Origin of the sequence: Synechococcus sp. A15-127 (genome assembly GCF_014280215.1) — a bacterium.
In the GTDB taxonomy this organism is placed as follows: domain Bacteria; phylum Cyanobacteriota; class Cyanobacteriia; order PCC-6307; family Cyanobiaceae; genus Parasynechococcus.
This window is the reverse complement of record NZ_CP047948.1, coordinates 353,409-374,991: the sequence shown is the minus strand read 5'-3', so window position 1 is coordinate 374,991 and position 21,583 is coordinate 353,409. Positions and strand designations below refer to the sequence as shown.

Below are 21,583 nucleotides of genomic sequence, written 5' to 3'. Positions count from 1 at the left end.
GTCGTCCCGGTGCGGTCGCTCTCCCAGCCGTTTCTGCGCCGACCGGTCTTCACGATTGTCTGCAGCCTGCTGATCCTGCTGGCGGGCCTGGTAGCCCTCACCGGACTCGGACTCGAGGATCTGCCGCAGTTGGCACCGACCCGGGTCAGCGTTGGAGCCACCTTTCCGGCCGCCTCGCCGGAGGTGGTGGAGCAAAGCGTCACCGCCGTGCTGGAACAACAGCTCAAAGGGTTGGAGGGGCTGGAGAGCATCAGCTCCAACAGCCGCCAGGGAGGCGCCAGCATCAGCCTGCGCTTCAGCGAAGGCGCTCCCGAGCTGAATGCCATCAAGGTGCAGAACGAGGTGAACCTCGCCACCCGCCGCCTGCCTCAGGCGGTGAGCCGTCAGGGCCTGAGGGTGCGCCGTTCCTCGGATGACCTGCTGATGATCCTCGGCTTCAGCCATCCACCCGAGCAATACGTTCCCACCTTTCTGGCGGGCTGGCTGGATCAATCCCTGCGCGAGTCGCTGCTGACCACACCTGGGGTCGGTGATGTGCTGGTGTTCGGCAGCAGTGAGCTTTCCTTCCGCCTCTGGCTCGATCCGGATCGACTGGAACAGGCCAACCTCACCATCACCGACGTCAGCCGCGCCCTGGCCGACCAGAACGTGCTGGCAGCCATCGGCAGCCTCGGCGCCTCACCGGCTCCGGATGGTCAGCTGATCAGCCTGCCGGTGGATGCGGAGGGACGGCTGCTCAGTCAGGAGGATTTCGAGAACCTGATCCTGCGCCGCCTCGACAACGGCGGCTTGCTGCGGCTCAAGGATGTGGGTCGCGTCGAGCTGGGACAACGCAGCTACGGCAACCAGGCGATGAATCTCGACGGGGAACGCTCCGTGGCAGTGGGCCTCTACCAGCGGGATGGCGCCAACGCCCTTGACGTGAGCCGGGCCGTCAAGGCCGAACTGAAGCGGCTGGAACCCAGCTTCCCTCCGGGAATCGAACTGTCGATGATCGTGGATGTGGCCGACAACGTCCAGGCCAATCTCGACCGCACCATCGCCACCCTGCGTGATGCCGTCGTGCTGGTGCTGGTGGTGCTGGTGCTGTTTCTGGGACGCTGGCGCCTGGCCCTGATCCCTGGTCTCGCCGTCCCGGTGGCCCTGGTGGGCAGCCTGCTGCTGGTGAAGCTGAGCGGGTCCAATCTCAACAGCCTGATCCTGTTCGGGATGGTGATGGCCACCGGCATCGTCGTCGATGACGCGATCGTGGTGAGCGAGGACATCGCCGGTCGGATCGAACGGGGGGATGAGCCCCGGGCCGCCGCAGAAGATGCCATGGCCGAACTGGCCGGAGCGGTTGTTGCCACCTCCCTGGTGCTGGCCGCCGTGTTCGTGCCGGTGCTGCTGATCCCCGGCTCCGTGGGGCGGCTGTATCAACCGATTGCCCTGGCGATCAGCAGCGCGATTCTGTTCTCCACCCTCAACGCCCTCTCGTTCACACCGATGGCCTGCGCCCGGGTGCTGGACTCAGGTGAGGGGCGGCTGCCGGGTCCGATGCGTCAGCTGAGCAGACGGCTGCGTCAGGGCATGCGTGATCTGCAAGGGCGCTACTCCAACACACTGGAGCGCTGGCTGCGGCGTGCCCCGCTGGTGCTGGGACTGCTGCTAGCGGGACTGCTGTTCACCGGCGGCGGGCTGGCGGCGATGCCCACCGCCTTCATTCCCGACGAGGACCAGAGCCAGATCCGTGGGTACTTCAGCCTGCCGGAGGGGGCCAGCCTGGAGCGCACGGTGGCGGTGATGGATCGGATCCGCGCCGTGGTGGCGGAAGAGCCTCTGGTGCGCACGGGCAACTTCTACGCCGGCCGATCCTTCGGCCAGAGCGGCGAGGACCGGGGCTCGTTCTATTTGCGGCTTCAGCCGCTGGAGGAGCGCTCCGGTCGCGATCAGAGCAGTGAGGCTGTGAAACGACGGCTGACCCGTGCCATCCGCAGCCAGGTCGGCGACGCCCGTGTGGTGGTCACAACCCCACCAACCGTGCGGGGCTTCAGCAGCGAATCCGGCCTGAAACTGGAACTGCTGGACCGCAGCGGTGGACAGCTCAGCCTGCAGGATTTCGAAGCCGTCGCTCAGCGCTTCATCAACACCGCCGAAGCCAGCAACCGCTTTGAACGGGTGAGCACCCGCTTTGACGCCAGCTCCCCCCGTTGGCGCCTCAGCCTCGATCGCGATCTTCTGGCAGGGCTCGACCTTGATCTGAGCACCACACTGCGCGACATCGGCACGGCCATCGGGGGCCGCTACATCGACGACACCTACGACGGGGGCCGCATCCGCAGCATCTATGTGCAACTGGACGGAGAGAACCGAACAGGCCCTGAGGATCTCAGCGGCTTGATGGTGCGCAACCGCCGAGGGGAACTGGTCTCTCTGGACAACGTGGCCACCCTCAGCCGGGCGGAAGGAGCCAATGGCATCCGCCACTACGGCCTGAACCGAGCCATCACGGTCACGGCCGTGCCGGCGCCTGGGGTGAGCAGCGGTCAGGCGATCCGGCAACTCCAGGCCGCCGGCGAGGCGGTGGGGGGCAACAACATCGGAATGGCCTTCACTGGCCTGGCCCAGGAGGAGCAGAAGGCAGCCCGCTCGACCTGGGTGCTGTTCAGCCTGGGGGTGGCGGTGGTGTATCTGCTACTGGCGGCGCTCTACGAGAGCTTTCTCGATCCGCTGATCATCCTTCTCACGGTGCCAATCGCCCTGATGGGAGCCTTGATCGGTCTGAAACTGCGGGGTCTGCCTCTGGACGTCTACGGCCAGATGGGTCTGCTGGTGTTGGTGAGCCTTGCCGCCAAGAACGGCATCCTGATCGTGGAGTTCGCCAACCAGCGACTGGCCTCGGGCATGGAGCTGCGGGAAGCGATCCTGGGGGCGGCCGTGAATCGGATGCGGCCGATTCTGCTCACGGCGGTCACCTCACTGGCTGGTTTTCTGCCTCTGCTGCTGGCTCAGGGCTCGGGATCAGCCAGCCGCATCAGCATCGGCACCGTGGTGTTCAGCGGTCTGCTGGTGTCCTCCGCCCTCTCTCTGTTCGTGGTGCCGGCGGTCTACCTGATCCTGAAGCGATGGAACGGCCAAGGAGGATCCGTAGCATCGCCGCTGCCGGAGGCATAGCCCATGACCGATCCATCACGGCCCCGCCGGCTGATCATTCACGCCGGTACCCACAAGACCGCATCGACATACATCCAGGCTCGCCTTGATCTCAACCGTGATCGGCTGCTGTCTCAGGGGATCACCTACCGCTTTCCCAGCTCCGAGAGCACGACGTTCAAATCGCTGACCAAGGCGATCAGCGACGGCGCCTGGTCGCTCTGGGACGCTTACCTGAGCAGCTGCAGCCACTCATCTGACGATGTGCTGATAAGTGCCGAACAGTTCTCGCCGCGACTGTGCGACCCGAAGGTGATTGCCCGGCTGCGTCAGGTGGCGAGCAAACACGGCTACGTGCTGAACATCGTCATCTTCATCCGCTCGCAGCTCGACTACATCAACTCGCGCTACGCCTACTCCCTCAAGCGCTTTTATCACACCCAGACCTTCGAGACCTACCTCACGGAAGTGCTGGAGGGACGCCTGCCCTCCTGCGGCACCTTCAGCGGACCGCGGGCAAAACGCCAGGACGTGTTCGATTTCTGGAACTATTTCTCCGCTCTTCTGGAGGCACGCCGAGACGGCCTCGAGGTGACGTTCATTCCCTTCCGGCAGACGGATCGTGATCCGTTCGTGCAACTGCTTCAGGCCCTGCAGCTGGATCCAGGCCTGCCCTGGGCGATGAGCTCGGACGATTCCCGCAACCGCAGCCCGGGGACCCGCGGCACCTGGCTGGCCCGGGCTCTCGGACTGCGCCTGGCCGAACACGGCATCTCCCATCGGGTGATCAGAAATTCCTCCGCGATCATTCCGAGCGAAGAGCGGTTCCGCGGCTGGAAGGATCCCTCCTTCTGGGGCTACGACAGCGATCACAGCCGTCGTGTGACCCGCCATTTCAAAAGCAACAACAATCAGTTCGCGGAAGCGGCCTGGGGGAAGCCCTGGAAGCAGGTGTTCGTGCACGATGACAAGCTGCGCAAACGGCCCCAGAGCACCTTCAGCCCCACCTCTCCTTCAGAGGCGGTTCGCATGAATCACATCGCTGACCACCTGCTGCTGAGGGTGGCCCGACGACTGGAACCCCGTCCTTTGCACCTGCTAAGGGAACCCCTGGAACGACTCAGCTCTGTCTTGATCTAGCACGATAACTACACTATACCGTGCATATATCTTGAATATATCGTGCCTCAGGGGCGTCTGAGGGTCAGGCAGCGGCTGCACTGCCAGGCACCATTCGCGTCGTAGACCCGCTCCATCCGTTCCAGACGATCCGGTGCCGCAAGCCACCAGGCCTCGATCGCGAACTTCTCCCGGTGGTGGAGCGGATCCGGCACGCGGATCGCTCCACCATCCGGCAGCCAGCGCAGACCCTCCAGCTCCCTCTCCGTCAGATGAAGTCGGCATGGGCTGATCTCAGGCTCCGACAACCCAGCTGTGCTCAACAGTTCCGACTGCTGCCCCTGCCAGGAACCGAGCAGTGACTCCGCGGTCAGCAATGGCCGCTCATCAGCAGGGCTTCCATCTCGATACTCGCGGATGAGCACCGGATGCTCGAAGCGGCCGGTTCCATCCCAGAACAGCACCAGACGGTGCCGCCTGTCGCGGAACAGGAATCCGAACTCGGTATGGGCCCGGACCATCGGAGCAAGTTGCCATGAGCCGCGGCTGAAGCTTCCCGAGGGGAAAAAGACCAGCTGTCGGTCAGGGCCATGAAAGCTCTGACGGATCGTCCGCACTGGCTCACCCTGATGGGGGTCGCTGTTCGGATCCGGATCATTGGGCCAGAAGAGAAGCGTCAGCTCCAGAGGCACACCTGCCGGAGCGGGTTCCAGCAAAAGCAGCGACGGCTGCCGCTTGATCGGCTGCAGATCGTCGGCAAGTGTGTCGAAGCTGCCACGCCAGCGTCCGCAGTTGAGCAGCAGTTGATCCCACTGACTGGTCAAGGAAACCGCAGAGAACTGCCGAGAGCCTATGCAGCGCTGTGATGCAGCGTGTCGCGTGGAGACTCCCCGAACAGTGCTCGGTAGTCACGCGAGAAATGATTGCGGCTGTAGAAGCCGAAGTAGGAGGCGACCGCATGAATCGTGCGGCAACCGAGCTGACGCTGGAGGTCGGGGTTGCTCAGCACGTGGTGCACCTGCTGAAGGCGAACGCGTTTCAACAGCAGCATCGGCCCGAAGCCGAACATCTCCCGGCAGCTCACCGTGAGAGTGGTCTTCGTGGTGAACAGCGCCCGGCAGACCTCCTGGAGCGTCATCGGGGTCTGTCTATTTCTGAAGGAGAATTCAACGACCTCACGCACGAGATCGCTGCGGTGGGTCTGAGTGACGGGACGCAGACAACTGTCCGGCTCTGAAGCGAGAGCGTCGAACAGCTGAGCTTCCAGCAGGTCTGCCTGAAAGCATCCGTGAGCGTCGACGCCCTGCCATGCCGGCGGTTCCATCAGCTGCTTGAGTCCCTGATGGGACGCCTCACTCAGAACGGCTGTGTTGCTGCCATCAAGGTGATCCTGGAGGCGCCCGAAGGGATCGAGGGCAGCCATCTGCTCGATGCGCCGACGATTCAACAACACCGCACCGATCTGACTGCCCCCGGGCGATGTCCGCAGCAGGGTCTGAGCAAGTCGGGTGTTGAATCCCCCCAGCGTCCTTGGAGACAGAGCTTCTCCGAAATGGCGATGCTCTGCGATGTTGTCCGTGTGCTCGATGGTGAAGGGGACCCACTCCGGGTTTCGGGCTCCCTGAACGAGCAGAGCCTGATCCGCCTGGATCGAAACCAGGATCATGTCCTGCTGACGCTCGACCCGGATTCGCCCGTTCAGCGGTCCGGGAGAGATCTGAAGCCACTGGTAATCGCAACCCAGAAGTCTCCAGATCTCCGTGCACTGCTCTGCGCTGGTGAACTGCCTATCCAGGCAGTAATGCAGATCTTGTCCAGCGCTGACGGTCTGCATTGAGGATTCAAACGCACTGGAACAGTACTTATTTTTCGTCGCGCTTGTCCTCAAGGTGACGATCGGAAACCTCTCTCATCAGTAAACAATGAAAAACCCTGTCCGGACAATGCCGGACAGGGCAGGAAACGAGGAACGACTCGTGATTCAGTCCGTTGGAGTGATATGGATCAACCGAACTTGCCTGATGTGGACGCGATCAGGAACGCCGCGTAGGTGAGGACATAGCCCACTGAGAAGTGAGCCAGGCCGACCACACGAGCCTGAACGATCGAGAGAGCCACAGGCTTGTCGCGCCAGCCCATCATGTTGGCGATGGGGCTGCGCTGGTGCGCCCAGACGATGGTTTCGATCAGTTCCTGCCAGTAACCCCGCCAGGAGATCAGGAACATGAAACCGGTGGCCCAGACCAGGTGACCGAACAGGAACATCCAGGCCCAGACGGCGAGGTTGTTACTGCCGAACGGGTTGTAGCCGTTGATCAGCTGGGAGGAGTTGAGCCAGAGGTAGTCGCGGAACCAGCCCATCAGATAGGTGCTGGATTCGTTGAACTGAGCCACGTTGCCGGACCAGATGGCAAGGTGCTTCCAGTGCCAGTAGAAGGTGACCCAACCCACGGTGTTCAGCGCCCAGAAGACAGCCAGATAGAAGGCGTCCCAGGCCGAGATGTCGCAGGTACCGCCACGGCCGGGGCCGTCGCAGGGGAAGGAGTAACCGAAGTCCTTCTTGTCTGGCATCAGCTTGGAGCCGCGGGCATCCAGCGCACCCTTCACAAGGATCAGGGTGGTGGTGTGCAGACCCAGAGCGATGGCGTGGTGCACGAGGAAGTCACCAGGGCCGATGGGCAGGAACACATCGGTGTTGCCATTGATCGCATCCAGCCAGTAGTGGTCACCCGGAATGTTCTGGGAGGCAAGGCTGGCGGAACTGGAGGCGTTGGACAGCAGCACGTCGAAGCCATAGATCGCCTTGCCGGAAGCGGCCTGGACGAACTGGGCGAAGACGGGCTCCACCAGGATCTGCTTCTCAGGCGTACCGAAGGCCACACAGACGTCGTTGTGGACGTACAAGCCCAGGGTGTGGAAACCGAGGAACAGGGAGACCCAGCTCAGGTGGCTGATGATCGCTTCCTTGTGCTCGAGCATCCGAGCCAGGACGTTGTCCTTGTTGGCTTCGGGGTCGTAGTCACGGATGAAGAAGATCGCACCGTGGGCGAAGGCACCGCACATCAGCGCGATGGCGATGTACTGGTGGTGGGTGTACAGGGCTGCCTGAGTCGTGTAGTCCTTCGCGATGAAGGCGTACGACGGCATCGAGTACATGTGCTGCGCCACCAGGCTGGTGATCACGCCGAGGGAGGCGAGAGCCAGGCCGAGCTGGAAGTGCAGGCTGTTGTTGATGGTGTCGTAGAGACCTTTGTGGCCAGCACCGAGGTCACCAGGGGTGCCCTTGGGCGGGTTGTGGGTCTCGAGGATCTCCTTGATGGAGTGACCGATCCCGAAGTTGGTCCGGTACATGTGGCCGGCGATCACAAAGATGCAACCGATGGCCAGATGGTGGTGGGCGATGTCGGTGAGCCACAGAGCTTCGCTCTGGGGATGGAAACCGCCGAGGAAGGTGAGGATCGCAGTGCCTGCGCCATCGGCGCTGCCGAAGGCCTGGTTCAGAGAATCAGGGTTCTCGGCATACACACCCCAGTTGCCGGTGAAGAAGGGTCCAAGACCGGCGGGGTGAGGCAGAACGTTGAGGAAGTTGTCCCAACCGACGTGCTGTCCGCGGGCTTCGGGGATCGCCACGTGAACCAGGTGACCGGTCCAGGCGATGGAGCTGAAGCCGAACAGAACGGCGAGGTGGTGGTTCAGACGCGATTCAGCGTTCTTGAACCAGGCCAGGGAGGGACGGAACTTGGGCTGCAGGTGCAGCCAACCGGCGAACAGGGCCCAGGCCGACAGGATCATCATGAAGATGGAACCCTGGTACAGCTCGGCGTTGCTGCGCATCCCGATCGTGTACCACCAGTGGTACAGACCGGAGAAGGCAATGTTCACCGGGGAGGACGCACCCGCCTGGGTGAAGGCGTCAATGGCGCCTTGACCGAAGTGGGGATCCCAGATTGCGTGAGCGATGGGGCGCACGTGCAGAGGGTCAGCGACCCACTGCTCGAAGTTGCCCTGCCAGGCGATGTGGAACAGGTTTCCCGAAACCCACAGGCCGATGATCGCAAGGTGACCGAAGTGAGTGGAGAAGAGCTTCTGATAGAGGCGCTCCTCCGTCATTCCGTCATGGCTCTCGAAGTCGTGAGCCGTGGCGATTCCGTACCAGATACGGCGGGTTGTCGGGTCCTGAGCCAGACCCTGGCTGAACGAAGGAAATTTCGTTGCCATTAGAGGGAAAGGTCAGTGAGGTCAGCCGACCACAAGAATGTGGGCGTGGAAGAAGGCCCACGTGGTCGCAATTCCGCCCAGGAGGTAGTGGGCAACACCCACGGCACGGCCCTGGATGATGGAAAGCGCACGGGGCTGGATGGCGGGTGCCACCTTCAGCTTGTTGTGAGCCCAGACGATGGACTCAATCAGCTCCTGCCAGTAGCCGCGGCCGCTGAACAGGAACATCAGGCTGAAGGCCCAGATGAAGTGGGCGCCCAGGAACATGATTCCGTAGGCACTGGTGGCAGAGCCGTAGCTGTTGATCACCTGCACGGCCTGAGCCCACAGGAAGTCACGCAGCCAGCCATTGATGGTGATGGCGCTCTGGGCGAAGTTGCCATTGGTGATGTGCGCAACGGAACCGTCGGCATTCACCGTTCCCCAGATGTCGCTCTGCATCTTCCAGGAGAAGTGGAAGATCACAACCGACAGGGAGTTGTACATCCAGAACAAGCCCAGGAACACATGGTCCCAGGCGGACACCTGGCAGGTACCACCGCGACCAGGACCGTCGCAAGAGAAGCGGAAGCCCAGGTTGGCCTTGTCTGGAATCAGGCGGGAGCTGCGGGCGTACAGGACACCTTTCAGCAGGATCAGCACCGTCACGTGAATCGTGAAGGCGTGAATGTGGTGGACCATGAAGTCGGCGGTGCCGAGCGGCATGGGAGCCGCGGCGACCTTGCCGCCGACAGCGACCACAGAACCGTTGAACACTTCACTCACGCCGGCGAGGGCGTTGGGAGCGGTGCTACCGGCTGCAGCGGCATGAACGTTCTGGATCCACTGGGCGAAGATCGGCTGGATCGAGATCGCCGAATCACTGAACATGTCCTGGGGACGGCCCAGGGCACGCATGGTGTCGTTGTGGATGTAAAGGCCGAAGCTGTGAGCTCCGAGCCAGATGCACACCCAGTTCAGGTGACTGATGATCGCGTCGCGAGCCTTGAGCACCCGGTCCAGAACGTTGTCGACGTGCTTGGCGGGGTCGTAGTCACGCACCATGGCGATGGCCGCGTGAGCAGCGCCACCGACGATCAGGAATCCACCGATCCACATGTGGTGGGTGAACAGACCGATCTGGGTCGGGTAATCAACCGCGATGTACGGATACGGAGGCATCGCATACATGTGCTGGGCCACGATGATGCTCACGGATCCACCGATGGCCAGGTTCACAGCCAGCTGGGCATGCCAGGAGGTGGTCATGAACTCGAAGAGTCCGTCGTGACCGTTGGGAGCGGGGAACAGCAGGGGATCTCCCTTCTGGCCCTCGTGGATCTCCTTGATGGAATGACCGATGCCCCAGTTCGTGCGGTACATGTGACCGGCGACGATGAACATCACGGCGATCGCCACATGGTGGTGGGCGATGTCGGTCATCCACAGACTGCCTGTGACAGGATTCAATCCACCTTTGAAAGTAAGGAAATCGCTGTAGGCAGCCCAGTTACCGGAGAAGAAAGCTCCCACACCGGAACCGATTCCCGGATAGAGCTGCGCCAGAAGATCCTGATTGAAGAACTCGTGCGGCAGTGGGATATCGGCCACGGAGGCGATGGTCTTGCCATTCAGCACCAGCGGTTGGCCGGCGTCGATGGCATCCATCAACTTGGTGACAGGCAGGGACACATGGATCAGATGACCGGCCCAGGACAGTGAACCGAGACCCAGCAGACCTGCCAGGTGGTGGTTCAGCATCGACTCAACGTTCTGGAACCACTCCAGCTTCGGCGCTGCCTTGTGGTAGTGGAAGACACCGGCGTTGAGCATGAGACCGGCCATCACCAGCGCACCGATGGCCAGAGCCATGAGCTGGGTTTCGCTGGTGATGCCCCAGGACCGCCACATCTGGAACAGGCCTGAGGTGATCTGGATGCCGTGGAAACCGGCACCGACGTCGCCGTTGAGGATTTCCTGGCCGAACACCGGCCACACCACCTGAGCACTGGGCTTCACGTGGGTGGGATCGGCAAGCCAGCCGGAATAGTTGGAGAAACGGGCGCCATGGAAGAAGGCACCGCTTAGCCAGATAAAGATGACGGCCAGATGGCCGAAGTGGGCGGAGAAGATCCGCCGAGAGACCTCTTGCAGGTCACTCGTGTGAGCGTCGAAGTCGTGAGCGTTGGCGTGAAGGTTCCAAACCCAGGAAGTGGTTTTGGGACCCTTCGCGAGAGCGCGGTCGAAATGTCCGGGCTTGCCGAACAGTTCAAAGGTTGCTGGATTGTCAACCTTCTCGACCTGGCTTTTCGCGTCACTCCCACGCTCTGGTGGGCGGATGGTCATCGAGTCGTTCCTCGAGGGACGGGTATCGAGGTGGAGGGCCACCCCTCCGACGGACCGGAATCCGTCGGGGCCCCGGGCACAGCTCCGCAGGGGAACCGTGACAGGGCGTCAGGCCGCTTGGGAGCCGAAACCCCTTTGCTGCACTGAAGCTGGGGCCCCAAAAAGGGACCGCTGGCGAAAGCATAGGGGCTGATGACGACGTTTCCGGACAGTGAGTTACAAAGGTTCAATCCCGCCATGGACCAGTCAGGAACAGGGGTCTGCCAATCGCTCGCAATCATTGAAATCTGGAAGATTCAGACGCATTAACTACACAAAAAAGACCGATTGCAGGACTTGGTTGACAAAAACTGGTGAAGACGCCATGAGGCTGTCCAGAATGGGGGAATCATCGTTACCGCCATGCCGAAGCCGGGCCTGAAGCCGTTGCTGGGGGTGCTGCTGTCCATGCTGCTGCTGGTGGCAGTGCCGGTTCAGGTTCAGGCTCGTGGGGGCTGGTTCAACCCTGGTAGCGGCGAGGGCCAACCATCAGGGCTGAGCGGGCCCACCGGCTCGAGGCTGCAGGAAGTGGCCCCGCCGGGAGCTGTCGAGCAACTGCGCCGGCAGCTGGATCAACATCGACCGAAGCTGCGTCTTCGCAGCCCGGATGACAGCACGGTGACCCGGGCTGACCAGGTTGACCTGGTGCTGGAGGTCGATGACTGGCCGCTGCGCGATGCCGGCGATCTCGGACTCGGGCCGCATGTGGCCGTCCAGATCGATGGGCAGCCGCCCGTGCGGATCAGCGAAGCGCCAGACGGCAAGGTGCATCTGACTCTCGAGAGCCTGGCCCCCGGCAGCCATCGCTTGAGTGCATGGGCGGCCTACCCATGGGGTGAGGCGGTGACCTCACCGGGAGCGACGATCCAGAGCCGGCTGCATCTCTGGCAGCGGCTTACCTCCACACAGCCGGATGCCGATGAACCGTGGCTGGTGCCGATCGGAGCTGCGACGGGGACCAGCGACCAACCGATTCTGGTGGACTGGCTGCTCTGGAACGCGCCGCTGCAGAACCTTCGGGATGGCGACCAACGCTGGCGCCTTCGCATCAGTCTCAACGGAGACAGCTTTCTCGTTGACCATCAGGAGGCTCTGTGGCTGAAAGGCAGCAACGGACGGGAAGGGGCGACGCTGCAGATGGAGCTGCTGGATGGCAGGGGCGAACCGATCAACCCTGTTTTCAACAATCGGTTGCTGAGACTTGCGCCCGCCACGGCCCCACGCCCGGCCTGGATGAAAGAGCATCTGAATGAGCGCGACCTTGCCCTGCTCAGCGGAGCCCCCCTGCCCGTGAAGGAGGAATCGGAGCCCGAGCTGGAGCCCGAGCCGGAGCCGGTCGCAGAACCGGAGCCTGTTGTGAGCGAGGAGCCTGATCCCGTTTCAGCTGAACAACCGCAGCCATCCGAGGAACCCAGCACTGAGCACCCCAGCACTGAGCAACCCAGCACTGAGCAACCCATCGTCGAAGAGGGCATCAGTGAGAACGGCATGGTTGAAAGCAGTGAGCCGGCGCCCGGGGATGAAACCCTCACACCGAAGTCCAGCCTGGGAGGATCAGCCCGAGAGCTGCTCAACCCCGATGGCAGCCTGCGCCAGGCCTGAGCCTGTCCCATCGCTCCTGCTGAACTGACTGCCACGATCCCGTCCACGACCTCCCGGCGACTGGCCATCGGCCTGTCCACCGCAGCGGAACCGCTGCTGCAGCGCCTGATGCAGCGCCATCATGCCGATGAGACGCTGCAGGCCATCAACGGTCTGGAACCCGTTCTCCAGAGGCACTGGCATCCCGACAGTGTTCTTTTGGTGGTGGGCGCCGTGGGGGCGATCACCCGACTGATCTCTCCTTACCTAATGGGAAAAAAGAAGGATCCGGCTGTGCTGGTGCTCGATCCGAACGGCCAGTGGGTGATCCCGCTGCTCGGTGGGCACAGCAACGGGGCTGAACAGCTGGCCAGAGAACTCGCCGCCGATCTCGGTGGACAGGCTGTTCTGACAGGGGCCTGCGCCAGCGACCAACGACTGGCGCTCGACAGCTTCGGGGAAGGCTGGGGATGGCGACGGGGCGGAAGTACGGACGCCTGGCGAACCCTGATGCAGGGGCATGCACGTGGTCACGCAGTGCGTGTCCACCAGAACCATGGCGCGACCGACTGGCAGCGGATCTCAGCGGGACAGGGCCTGGTGGAGGACAGCCCCGATTCAGCACAGCTCAGCATCGGAGCGGAGCTGCAAACCCCTTGCCGCTGGCATCCGGCCAGCCTCTGGCTGGGGGTGGGTTGCGAGCGCAACACCAGCCTGACCCTGGTGGAACGCGCCATCGATCAGGCCCTCGCGGAAGCCGGACTGGCTGTCGAGGCCGTCGCCGGTCTGGCCAGCGCTGATCGCAAGGCTGATGAAGCCGCCTTGTTGCAGTTGCGTGAGAGCAGGGATTGGCCCTTTCGCACTTACAGCGCCGAAAGACTGGATGCCATCGACGTGCCGACGCCTTCTGAGGTGGTGCGATCTGAGCTGGGCACAGCCTCCGTGGCGGAAGCTGCTGCCCTGCTCGCCGCCGGGGACGACGCCCAACTGAGGCTGAAGAAACGGATCAGCAAGGCGCAAGCGAACGAGCATGGAGCTGTGACCGTGGCCATCGCGGAAGCAGCCGTGCCTTTCGCCCCGCAACAGGGAGAACTGCACCTGATCGGCAGCGGCCCTGGAGATCCCGCGTTGCTGAGCGGGGATGCCCGTCGGGCCCTGGCCCGCTGCTGCGTCTGGGTGGGCTATGGCCTCTACCTCGACCTGCTGGAACCGCTGCGTCGCAGCGATCAGGTGCGCTGCGATGGTGAACTCACCCGTGAATGGGATCGATGCGAACAGGCTCTGGGCCTGGCGCGGCAGGGAGCGAAGGTGGCCCTCATCTCATCGGGCGACAGCGGTATTTACGGCATGGCCGGCCTGGCCCTTGAGCTCTGGCTGCAGCAACCCGCTGACGCCAGACCTTCCTTTGAGGTGCATCCAGGCATCTCGGCAATGCAGTTGGCCGCCGCCCGAGCGGGAGCTCCGCTGATGCACGACTTCTGCACCATCAGCCTGAGTGATCGACTCACACCCTGGCCGGTGATCGAGCAGAGGCTGCAAGCAGCTGCCGCCGGCGATTTCGTCGTGGCGCTGTATAACCCCCGTTCCAGGGATCGCAACTGGCAGCTGGAACGGGCCAGAACTCTTCTTCGCGAGCATCGCGCAGGCACAACCCCGGTGGTGCAAGCTCGCCAACTCGGCCGTGCTGAGGAAGTGGTGGAACTCACAAGCCTGGAGGACTTTGAAATCGAGAGCGTGGACATGCTCACGTTGGTGCTGATCGGCAACAGCAGCAGCCGAATCTGCGATGGCCGCATGGTGACTCCGCGCGGCTATCCGGGAGCTATTCTGAGCTGAACCATGCAGACCTTCCACACGTAGAAATCATCACAAGCTGATGTAAAGGCTGACAAGGCGCTGCTACTCAAGAAGAGCAGCCTGGATAGCAAATATCATCACGAACAATGCGCGAATCAGGAGACAAAATCCATTTGGAACGAATGCTCAATCTCACCGCAGTCAGAGATTGGTGCATGGACCTGATCTCCATTCATTCGCTGTCTGGCCGCCATGATGACGCGAGAGCCTTGACAGAGGAACACATGGAGATGCTCAAACAGATTGACTCGAGGTCAACTCTGTGGATGCACATCGAGAAAACGACTTAATTACACCCTCTTGACCGCAAGATTGCCAACGCACACCTACATAAGCCGATATCGCAATCAATAGAATCACAGGAATAGCGCAGCGTGTTATGACCATTGGCACAAACGCCAAACCTTTGACTTAGATGGCAGATCTCATATATACATTCCCTCAGATCAGGCGGGCAATATATAAATCATTTGCTTGTATCAAATGTAACGCTGTTAGCACTCAATGAGCACTCCTAGCCCTGTCGGGCCATCGGTGGCTCAGGCTCAATCGCTGCACCTACGGAACTCACAGCAACTCGTCCTGACACCTCCCCAGGGGAATCGTTGGGTATCGATCCAAGTCATCGACGGATTCATCCGCCTGAGTGCACACCATGGAGATCAAATCCCTGAGACAACTCTCGCCTTGATGTCGCCAATGGAGGGAGGAGGATTCCTGCATCCGAAGAGTTGCAACCTTCAATTGGAAGCTTTGTCAGAGTCAATATTGACCATTCAGTACGGACAAGAGTCAATCAGCCAACAAGATGACTTCCTGACAGAATGGCTGATGGCACTGCATGTCGTACGTCATCCCGTCAAAGCGGAAGAACGACTCTTCAATCTCTTGAAGCTTCTGGTCTACAGACTCGGGAGGAGAACAAGAGAAGGCTGCACACTCAGTTTTTTACTGTCTCATTCAAGGCTTGCAGAAATCATTGGCACAACGCGCTCAACGGTAAGCCGCTCCATGGGAAAACTCAGGGAAAACGGATCCATCTCGGTCGAAGAGTCGAAAGGATTACTCACCATCAAAGACTGAACTGACAAACAGAATCCAACCCAACAAGCACATCACTCGCGACCGCAACGGCATGATCCACCTTTCCACTTTGAACATTTTGATTTTTTACAACCCTTTTTCTTTAGGGATAAAAACACCGACAGGTTGCGAAGACCAGATTTCAAAGCTTCAGCTCCTAGCCCTTTGTTTTTGAACTTTATCACCACGATGAGGCAGCCGCCCGAAGACTTCGGGCCATGTCAAACCGTGAACTTTTAATGATGCTTGAACCTAAGATCAGGCAATAATCAACAAATCATCGCCGAGGCAGCTCCCAAAGGCCAACACTTATCAAATATCACGCCAGCAAGCATCATATGTTACAAGCAAGCACTTCTTTTCTTGCTTTCCGAAAGAGGCCCTTTAGGCAAAATTAGGCAGCCCATTTTGGGCATTTTCTGTGTGAGGAATTCCATGAAGCTTTTCCAGCAACTGCTGGTGGCTCCTGCTGCTCTGGGCCTTTTGGCTCCTGTGGCACATGCTGCTGATCTGAACATCGCCGGCGTCTCTGATTACGCCGCTGAAGAGCAGGTCACCAGCGTCACCCAATTTTCTGACGTCTACCCGACCGACTGGGCTTACCAGGCTCTGAGCAACCTGGTTGAGCAGTACGGCTGCGTCGCTGGCTACCCCAACGGCACCTTCCGTGGCAACCGTGCCATGACCCGTTACGAGGCCGCAGCTCTACTGAACGCCTGCCTCGATCGCATCACCGAGGTCACCGACGAACTGCGTCGTCTGATCAGGGAGTTCGAGACCGAGCTCGCCATCCTGCGTGGACGCGTGGACGGCCTCGAGGCCCGCGTCGGCGAACTGGAAGCCACCCAGTTCTCCACTACCACCAAGCTGAAGGGTCAGGCTGACTTCTTCATGGGTGGAGTCACCTACGACGATCGTGACGAGTGCAACGATGAAGATACGACGGGTACAAACGCTGGGAAATGCACCAGCGATGCCTTCAACTTCTCCTACAGGCTCACTCTCAACCTGAATACGTCTTTCACCGGAAAAGACCGTCTTTACACCCGTCTACGCACGGGCAACATGGACAACGTCTGGACACAGACTGATTCCTATCTCGCAGACGCCAAAAAGGGTGACAACACCCTTAAAGTTGACAAACTCTGGTACACCTTCCCGATCGGTTCTGAATTCAAGGCAACAGTGGGTGCCTTGGTTGAGAACTACTACATGATTGAGACTCCCACCCGTTACAAGCCTGTTCTGAAGGCTTTCAAACTCGGTGGTTACGGAGCCGTTCTCGGTGCCAGCACAGGCCAGGGCTTTGGTCTCCAGTGGCGTCAAAATGTTGATCGGGGTGAGCCAGCTCTGAACATTGCCACCAACTACGTCGCCGATGGTGGAGACGGTGCAAAGAGTGATCCAAAGGAGGGCATGTTCGGGGAAAATACCGACGCCTACTGGTTGAGCCAAATTGGCTACGGCAACCGCAAGTGGCATGTTTCAGCTCTGTATGCCCTGAAGAACGCCGGTCAGCACTGCGCTGGAATCGATGATGACGGCGACTGCGACGCCATCAGCACTGGTGCAAAGGCCGCCATGGGGTATTCCACTCCTCATGCGAAAAACCTTGGCCACCCACTGCATGCCGTCGGCCTTCGTGGCTATTGGCAGCCTGAGGATTCTGGTTTCATCCCTACCATCAGCGGTGGTATCGACTTCGGCTTCGCTGAGGGTCAATACGATGGCAACGCTGAGGCCGTTAAAGGCTGGATGGTTGGCTTAAATTGGAATGACGCCTTCATGGATGGCAACAAGCTGGGGATCGGATTCGGCTCCTATTCCAGCTACGCCACCGAAATCCAGGATGAAGGTTCAGGCAGTGAGCCTAGCTTCGCGATCGAAGGTTATTACGACTTCAAAGTCACAGATAACATTTCGATCAAACCAGCTGTGTTCTGGGTCGACAATGCATACGGCAAAGACACTGCTGATGGATCCAATAAGCTTGGTGGCTTGGTTCAAACCACCTTTAAGTTCTAATTGACTCCATAAAATAAAATAGGAGGGAGATAACATCCTATCTCCCTCCTATTTTTTATCTGACCAACAAGCGGAGGCAACAAGTTGCCTCCGCTTGTTTTTATTGATTTAGGTTTAAATCACCAGCAATTCTCACCTTCACCGATCGGTACACAAACATCCTCTTCTTCGGCTTGCTTCATCAGAGCAGCGGCATCAGCATCGGGAAGACTTTTCTCATCTACGCCCTGATCGGTGGACCACTCTTTTAAGCCACCTGCAGATTGAGCTTGTACTGCATCAGGAATACCCGTAGAGACAAGCAGCGTTGTAGCTGCAAGAAACATTGAAACTGGCGAAACTTTAGCCATTGATTGATAAAACCTATCAATATCATTATGGGCAAGGGGCACCGAGTCAAGAACAGCTTTGATTACATGGTCCTGTAACAAAAGTTACTTGACTTTTAGTCCGCCAATCTCCGAACAGCATTGCTGTAGGACTGATAGATCAGATCGAGCTCGTCTGAACGACCATGGCGAGCAAGCAATCCTCTCGCACCACATTCGAGATTAAAGAGTAACGCACGATCTTCGCTGGATTTCACATGACTCTCAATCCAGCCCACACAAACAATGCGTCTTCCCCAATTTACGGAATCAACAGCATGCAGGCTGGAACTGGGATAAAGAATCACCTGTCCTGGAAGGAGACGATGCTCACTTGAATCTTGTAAGCCTTGTATACGAAGAGCTCCCCCCTGATATTGGGAGGGATCACTCAAGAAGAGCGTGAAGGAAAGATCTCGCCGGCCTTGCTTTGTAAAAGGATTATCAACATGCAAGCCGTAACCATCACCTGGATCACAACGCGAAAACATGACGCCATGAACCTTTTTAATTAAGCCATAAGTCTTGATTAATTGGTTTGCGCATAGTGCGTCCTTAACGAACTGAGCTGCTTTCGTTGCTGCTGGACAATCCGGCGAAAGCTGACGATTGCGTTTCACCTCTGCGGCATGGCGACCAGCCGTCAGACGGCCATCAAGCCAAAACTGCTCTTCACTCTCCAGCGACAATCGCAACGAGCACGCTTCATCAACATTCAAAAGCGAAGTGATGAGAAAATCCATGCCTAGTGAAGAGGTTAACGAATGATAAGGCCGGAGCAGCTGGGATCATTCGACACGCCAACTGCACCCAAAGGGCACTTGATTTGCTGTTTACAAGGCTAATATGGAAAGAATTCAACTGATCCATGAAGAAAGGAGCAATTCTTTGCGGGCTCGGGCTCATCCTTGGTCAGCTGTTCTCAGCATCCGCATCCGAAGCCAGAGAAGTTCGTATTTACTCCGGACGGCACTACAACACTGACAGGAGAGCTTTCAAAGCCTTCAGCCAAGAAACAGGCATCAAGATTCGATTAATTGAAGCAACTGGCATTTCTTTGATCGAAAGATTAAAGCGTGAAGGAAAGAATTCCAAGGCCGATATAATTTTACTGGTTGATTCGGCAAGAATTAACAATGCAGCCGAAGCTGGCCTTTTAATGCCGATACAATCCAATAAACTCGATCAGTATGTGCCTAAGGAATATCGAGATCCGAAAGGTCGCTGGTTTGGATTAACACGGCGTGTTCGAGCAATCATCGTCAATCCAGCGATTGTCAAACCAAGTTCGATCAAAACATATGCCGATCTTGCAAATCCTGAGTTCAAGGGAAAGCTGTGCCTACGGAAACGAAAAAATGTCTATAACCAGTCGCTGGTTGCCGATCAAATGATTCTGAAAGGAACTGCCAGTGCCTCAAATTGGATTAAGGGCATGGTTTCGAACATCAATCAACCTTTTTATAGTGGCGACTCATCGCTGATTCGAGCCGTAGGGCAAGGAAAATGCGGGATCGGCGTCGTTAATCATTACTATCTAGCAAGAATGCAAGCGGGTCAAAGCGGTCGGAAGGACCAGACTCTTGCGAGGTCAATCAAACTCATTATGCCCAATCCAGCTCACGTCAATATCAGCGCTGCAGGTCTGGCTGCGTCCGCAGAAAATAAAACCGAAGCTATTCAACTGATTGAATATTTGGCTTCGCCAAAAGGAAGTGACGCATTGGCTGGCCCAACTTATGAGTACCCCTTACGTGGTTTCGGAACTTCGGCGGAGCTCAAAGCCTTTGGGTCTGTCAATCCCGACAATGTACCAATCAGTAAGTTGGGCAGTACTCAGAAGAAAGCAATACAAATCATGGCTCAGAACGGCTGGCAATAATAAAGTCATTGCCTTTCACTTGAATGGCCTCATACAATTAAAAGCAATTGAGAATGCTAATCATTAACACTTTGCGAGGTGAAAATCGCACAAGTTAGTGGCTGGTTGGCGACAGATGGCTCGTTTTGTGTGCATGATGAAAGCCATCTACAGTGATGGGGAGTCATGACGTTCTCGACAGCCGGTTCGGCCACAGCCCAATCTGTTGCAGTTGGACCTATGGGGAGGGCCATGGCCGAGGCCATGGATTCGGATCTTCTGAATGGACTGCAGCAACACCTGAACATGGAGAGGCAGGCGCATACCGCCTACTTTGCAGCGTCAATCTGGTTCGCAGAAAGAGAATTACGTGGGTTCTCTCGCTTTTTCCAAAAGGAATCAGCCAGTGAGCACTCACATGCGGGTCGCGTTGGTGACTACCTCATTGCCCGTGGACAAACAGTCGTGCTTCAGGCTCTTGAGGCACCGAATCAGACTTGGGAGGCTCCTGTGGACCTCATGTCCACATCATTCCTGATGGAATGTGACCTCACGGCTTCACTTCAGCAGCTCTACGCGATGGCGGAGAGAGCCACTGATATCCGCACCACAGTTTTTCTTGATCCAATCATTGAGCAACAGCTGCAGTCTGAACACGAATTTGCTCATCTCCTCGGGCGTGTTCGCTTTGCTGACAGCCAGGCTGCAGCGCTTTTAATTATTGACAATGAGTTATCTCAGGATCAGCATCAGCCCGCATCTCTTCAATAAAGCGGAGACATCTGAGATTTCGATGAGTGGATCTTAATCCGCCCTAGGAGCTCGTTGAGTAAATTGAGTTGCCAAGAATCGGCGTGCCCATATCGGGCCAGGGCGCAACCGGCCGCATTCAGTTCTTGGCATCGTGCACGAAGAGAGCGGCATTCAGCGCAAAGCCGGCCTTGCAGGATGTGGTCATGGCAACGGGTCAGCGAGCGTTCGCATGCTTTCATTCGCCTCCAAATCCATTCAGCCTCCTCACAAAGGCTCGAAAGAATGCTTTCCGACCGGTTCATTGGAGCCATCAGAATGAGAGCGGTGCGCTTTCAATGAGTTCCGGTGAAAAGCTCATCGAAAGATTCCCACCACTGAAATCGACCAATTCAGACTGTCGCCACTTCGACATCAGGCGAGTTGTCGTCACCCTTGTTGCTCCGATCAATTCACCAAATCGGTCGTGGGTGAGGCGGAATGGCAGCTGGAAGGAATCACTGCACCTCAGACCAAGACGATTGACCAGCAAGGCCAGCAGTGCATGAAGCCGTTGTTCGGCCTGACCGAGATGGCGGATGCGTAAGAGCTGCAACGTCCATTCGTTCACCGCATCAATTCCGATCTCGTTCTCACCAACGGAATCCCGGCGACACCGCAGAGCCGTGAGGGCTTCGACGCAGGCTCCATCACTGCAAAGGCGATCCGTACGAAGCCGATCACCGGACTGCAGGAAGGCCAAGGTCATCCCTTCTGTTTCCTCGCAGGGGCAATAGACCCTGCAAACCCCTTCCATCACCTCAAGAACACTGGCCTGGCCTCGCGCTGCCGGATCAAGAAGCACGGTCTGCATCCGCGGCATTGCCATCGGAGCTGCCGGGTCATCCGGCAGAAACCTGTACGCAGAAACCATCACAGCTAACGAGACTGAGAATTGATTGCAAGAGTACAGAGATCAAGTCGCGATTGCAAGTCATTCTCAACAAGGCTCGCAACAGGGCGATGCCCCCCTCGACCTGCCTCAAACGGAGGCCAGGACAGGCATGTCGACCCAAAACAGCAGCGTGCTGAATGCAGCTGTGGTGCAAAAAGCACCACAGCTTGACGCCGATGCACGCCAAATGGGTGATGCACGGCATCTGCAGGAGGGCAATACGAACAGCGACCCCGTCGATCGGAGATTCAATTGCGAATTCGGTTGAGTAGGGGTTGAAGCTCATTTCGT

17 protein-coding genes are annotated in these 21,583 nt (G+C 58.6%); 9 read left to right on the top strand and 8 right to left on the bottom strand.

Going from position 1 to position 21,583, the window contains the following annotated elements; translation table 11 throughout:
• The first annotated feature begins 9 nt into the window (after positions 1-9).
• Together SynA15127_RS01875 and SynA15127_RS01870 are read left to right on the top strand one after the other, a co-directional pair.
• A complete protein-coding gene (locus tag SynA15127_RS01875; protein ID WP_186484793.1) occupies positions 10-3,153 on the top strand; it encodes an efflux RND transporter permease subunit in 3,144 nt (1,047 codons plus the stop codon).
• 3 nt (positions 3,154-3,156) lie between these two features.
• A complete protein-coding gene (locus tag SynA15127_RS01870; RefSeq protein WP_186484792.1) occupies positions 3,157-4,272 on the top strand; it encodes a hypothetical protein in 1,116 nt (371 codons plus the stop codon).
• Positions 4,273-4,319: 47 nt separating this feature from the next.
• Here the strand turns inward: SynA15127_RS01870 and SynA15127_RS01865 are convergent, their stop codons facing one another.
• From SynA15127_RS01865 to psaA, 4 genes are all read right to left on the bottom strand, one after another.
• On the bottom strand, positions 4,320-5,075 hold the full coding sequence (locus SynA15127_RS01865; RefSeq protein ID WP_186484791.1) for a DUF3598 family protein: 756 nt from the start codon (positions 5,073-5,075) through the stop codon (positions 4,320-4,322).
• A 26-nt stretch (positions 5,076-5,101) separates the two neighbouring features.
• The gene (locus tag SynA15127_RS01860) at positions 5,102-6,085 is read right to left on the bottom strand and encodes an AraC family transcriptional regulator (protein WP_186484790.1); all 984 of its coding nucleotides are present in this window, start codon (positions 6,083-6,085) and stop codon (positions 5,102-5,104) included.
• Positions 6,086-6,255: 170 nt separating this feature from the next.
• Positions 6,256-8,469: a photosystem I core protein PsaB gene (psaB, locus tag SynA15127_RS01855; RefSeq protein ID WP_043694814.1), complete on the bottom strand. Its 2,214-nt coding sequence runs from the start codon at positions 8,467-8,469 to the stop codon at positions 6,256-6,258.
• A gap of 21 nt (positions 8,470-8,490) precedes the next feature.
• Positions 8,491-10,794: a photosystem I core protein PsaA gene (gene psaA, locus SynA15127_RS01850; RefSeq protein WP_186484789.1), complete on the bottom strand. Its 2,304-nt coding sequence runs from the start codon at positions 10,792-10,794 to the stop codon at positions 8,491-8,493.
• Positions 10,795-11,196: 402 nt separating this feature from the next.
• Between psaA and SynA15127_RS01845 the strand changes: the two genes are divergently transcribed.
• Positions 11,197-12,435: a hypothetical protein gene (locus SynA15127_RS01845; protein WP_186484788.1), complete on the top strand. Its 1,239-nt coding sequence runs from the start codon at positions 11,197-11,199 to the stop codon at positions 12,433-12,435.
• Here the strand turns inward: SynA15127_RS01845 and SynA15127_RS01840 are convergent.
• Positions 12,388-12,555 carry a hypothetical protein gene (locus SynA15127_RS01840; protein ID WP_186484787.1) on the bottom strand — a complete coding sequence of 56 codons (168 nt, stop codon included), beginning with the start codon at positions 12,553-12,555 and terminating at the stop codon, positions 12,388-12,390. The two genes, SynA15127_RS01845 and SynA15127_RS01840, sit on opposite strands and share 48 nt — an antisense overlap.
• Here SynA15127_RS01840 and cobJ point away from each other — a divergent pair.
• From cobJ to SynA15127_RS01825, 3 genes are all read left to right on the top strand, one after another.
• Positions 12,544-14,250, top strand: a complete 1,707-nt coding sequence (gene cobJ / locus SynA15127_RS01835) for a precorrin-3B C(17)-methyltransferase (RefSeq protein ID WP_186484786.1) — start codon at positions 12,544-12,546, stop codon at positions 14,248-14,250. The two genes, SynA15127_RS01840 and cobJ, sit on opposite strands and share 12 nt — an antisense overlap.
• Positions 14,251-14,805: 555 nt before the next feature.
• Positions 14,806-15,354, top strand: coding sequence for a helix-turn-helix domain-containing protein (locus SynA15127_RS01830; RefSeq protein ID WP_186484785.1), 549 nt, complete (start codon positions 14,806-14,808; stop codon positions 15,352-15,354).
• Between the two features lie 435 nt (positions 15,355-15,789).
• The gene (locus tag SynA15127_RS01825) at positions 15,790-17,379 is read left to right on the top strand and encodes an iron uptake porin (protein WP_186484784.1); all 1,590 of its coding nucleotides are present in this window, start codon (positions 15,790-15,792) and stop codon (positions 17,377-17,379) included.
• A 119-nt stretch (positions 17,380-17,498) separates the two neighbouring features.
• Here SynA15127_RS01825 and SynA15127_RS01820 read toward each other — a convergent pair whose 3' ends face one another.
• Positions 17,499-17,771: a hypothetical protein gene (locus SynA15127_RS01820; protein WP_370594009.1), complete on the bottom strand. Its 273-nt coding sequence runs from the start codon at positions 17,769-17,771 to the stop codon at positions 17,499-17,501.
• Between the two features lie 53 nt (positions 17,772-17,824).
• The gene (locus tag SynA15127_RS01815) at positions 17,825-18,490 is read right to left on the bottom strand and encodes a Fe2+-dependent dioxygenase (protein ID WP_186484783.1); all 666 of its coding nucleotides are present in this window, start codon (positions 18,488-18,490) and stop codon (positions 17,825-17,827) included.
• A 125-nt stretch (positions 18,491-18,615) separates the two neighbouring features.
• Here SynA15127_RS01815 and SynA15127_RS01810 point away from each other — a divergent pair, with 125 nt between their 5' ends.
• Together SynA15127_RS01810 and SynA15127_RS01805 are read left to right on the top strand one after the other, a co-directional pair.
• Complete coding sequence (locus SynA15127_RS01810; RefSeq protein WP_186484782.1) at positions 18,616-19,629, top strand: extracellular solute-binding protein; 1,014 nt, start codon at positions 18,616-18,618, stop codon at positions 19,627-19,629.
• A 165-nt stretch (positions 19,630-19,794) separates the two neighbouring features.
• Positions 19,795-20,379: a ferritin gene (locus tag SynA15127_RS01805; RefSeq protein ID WP_186484781.1), complete on the top strand. Its 585-nt coding sequence runs from the start codon at positions 19,795-19,797 to the stop codon at positions 20,377-20,379.
• Between the two features lie 292 nt (positions 20,380-20,671).
• Here SynA15127_RS01805 and SynA15127_RS01800 read toward each other — a convergent pair whose 3' ends face one another.
• A complete protein-coding gene (locus tag SynA15127_RS01800; protein ID WP_186485525.1) occupies positions 20,672-21,220 on the bottom strand; it encodes a helix-turn-helix domain-containing protein in 549 nt (182 codons plus the stop codon).
• A 181-nt stretch (positions 21,221-21,401) separates the two neighbouring features.
• Between SynA15127_RS01800 and SynA15127_RS01795 the strand changes: the two genes are divergently transcribed.
• The gene (locus SynA15127_RS01795) at positions 21,402-21,560 is read left to right on the top strand and encodes a hypothetical protein (protein ID WP_186484780.1); all 159 of its coding nucleotides are present in this window, start codon (positions 21,402-21,404) and stop codon (positions 21,558-21,560) included.
• The last annotated feature ends 23 nt before the right edge of the window (positions 21,561-21,583 follow it).

Excerpts from the sequence above, each read along its gene's own strand:
- SynA15127_RS01800 (WP_186485525.1), bottom strand. The coding sequence starts at position 21,220 with ATGCCGCGGATGCAGACCGTGCTTCTTGATCCGGCAGCGCGAGGCCAG.
- psaB (WP_043694814.1), bottom strand. The coding sequence starts at position 8,469 with ATGGCAACGAAATTTCCTTCGTTCAGCCAGGGTCTGGCTCAGGACCCG.
- psaA (WP_186484789.1), bottom strand. The coding sequence starts at position 10,794 with ATGACCATCCGCCCACCAGAGCGTGGGAGTGACGCGAAAAGCCAGGTC.
- SynA15127_RS01825 (WP_186484784.1), top strand. The coding sequence starts at position 15,790 with ATGAAGCTTTTCCAGCAACTGCTGGTGGCTCCTGCTGCTCTGGGCCTT.
- SynA15127_RS01845 (WP_186484788.1), top strand. The coding sequence starts at position 11,197 with ATGCCGAAGCCGGGCCTGAAGCCGTTGCTGGGGGTGCTGCTGTCCATG.
- SynA15127_RS01810 (WP_186484782.1), top strand. The coding sequence starts at position 18,616 with ATGAAGAAAGGAGCAATTCTTTGCGGGCTCGGGCTCATCCTTGGTCAG.
- SynA15127_RS01870 (WP_186484792.1), top strand. The coding sequence starts at position 3,157 with ATGACCGATCCATCACGGCCCCGCCGGCTGATCATTCACGCCGGTACC.
- SynA15127_RS01815 (WP_186484783.1), bottom strand. The coding sequence starts at position 18,490 with ATGGATTTTCTCATCACTTCGCTTTTGAATGTTGATGAAGCGTGCTCG.
- SynA15127_RS01860 (WP_186484790.1), bottom strand. The coding sequence starts at position 6,085 with ATGCAGACCGTCAGCGCTGGACAAGATCTGCATTACTGCCTGGATAGG.
- cobJ (WP_186484786.1), top strand. The coding sequence starts at position 12,544 with ATGCAGCGCCATCATGCCGATGAGACGCTGCAGGCCATCAACGGTCTG.
- SynA15127_RS01840 (WP_186484787.1), bottom strand. The coding sequence starts at position 12,555 with ATGGCGCTGCATCAGGCGCTGCAGCAGCGGTTCCGCTGCGGTGGACAG.
- SynA15127_RS01795 (WP_186484780.1), top strand. The coding sequence starts at position 21,402 with ATGTCGACCCAAAACAGCAGCGTGCTGAATGCAGCTGTGGTGCAAAAA.
- SynA15127_RS01805 (WP_186484781.1), top strand. The coding sequence starts at position 19,795 with ATGACGTTCTCGACAGCCGGTTCGGCCACAGCCCAATCTGTTGCAGTT.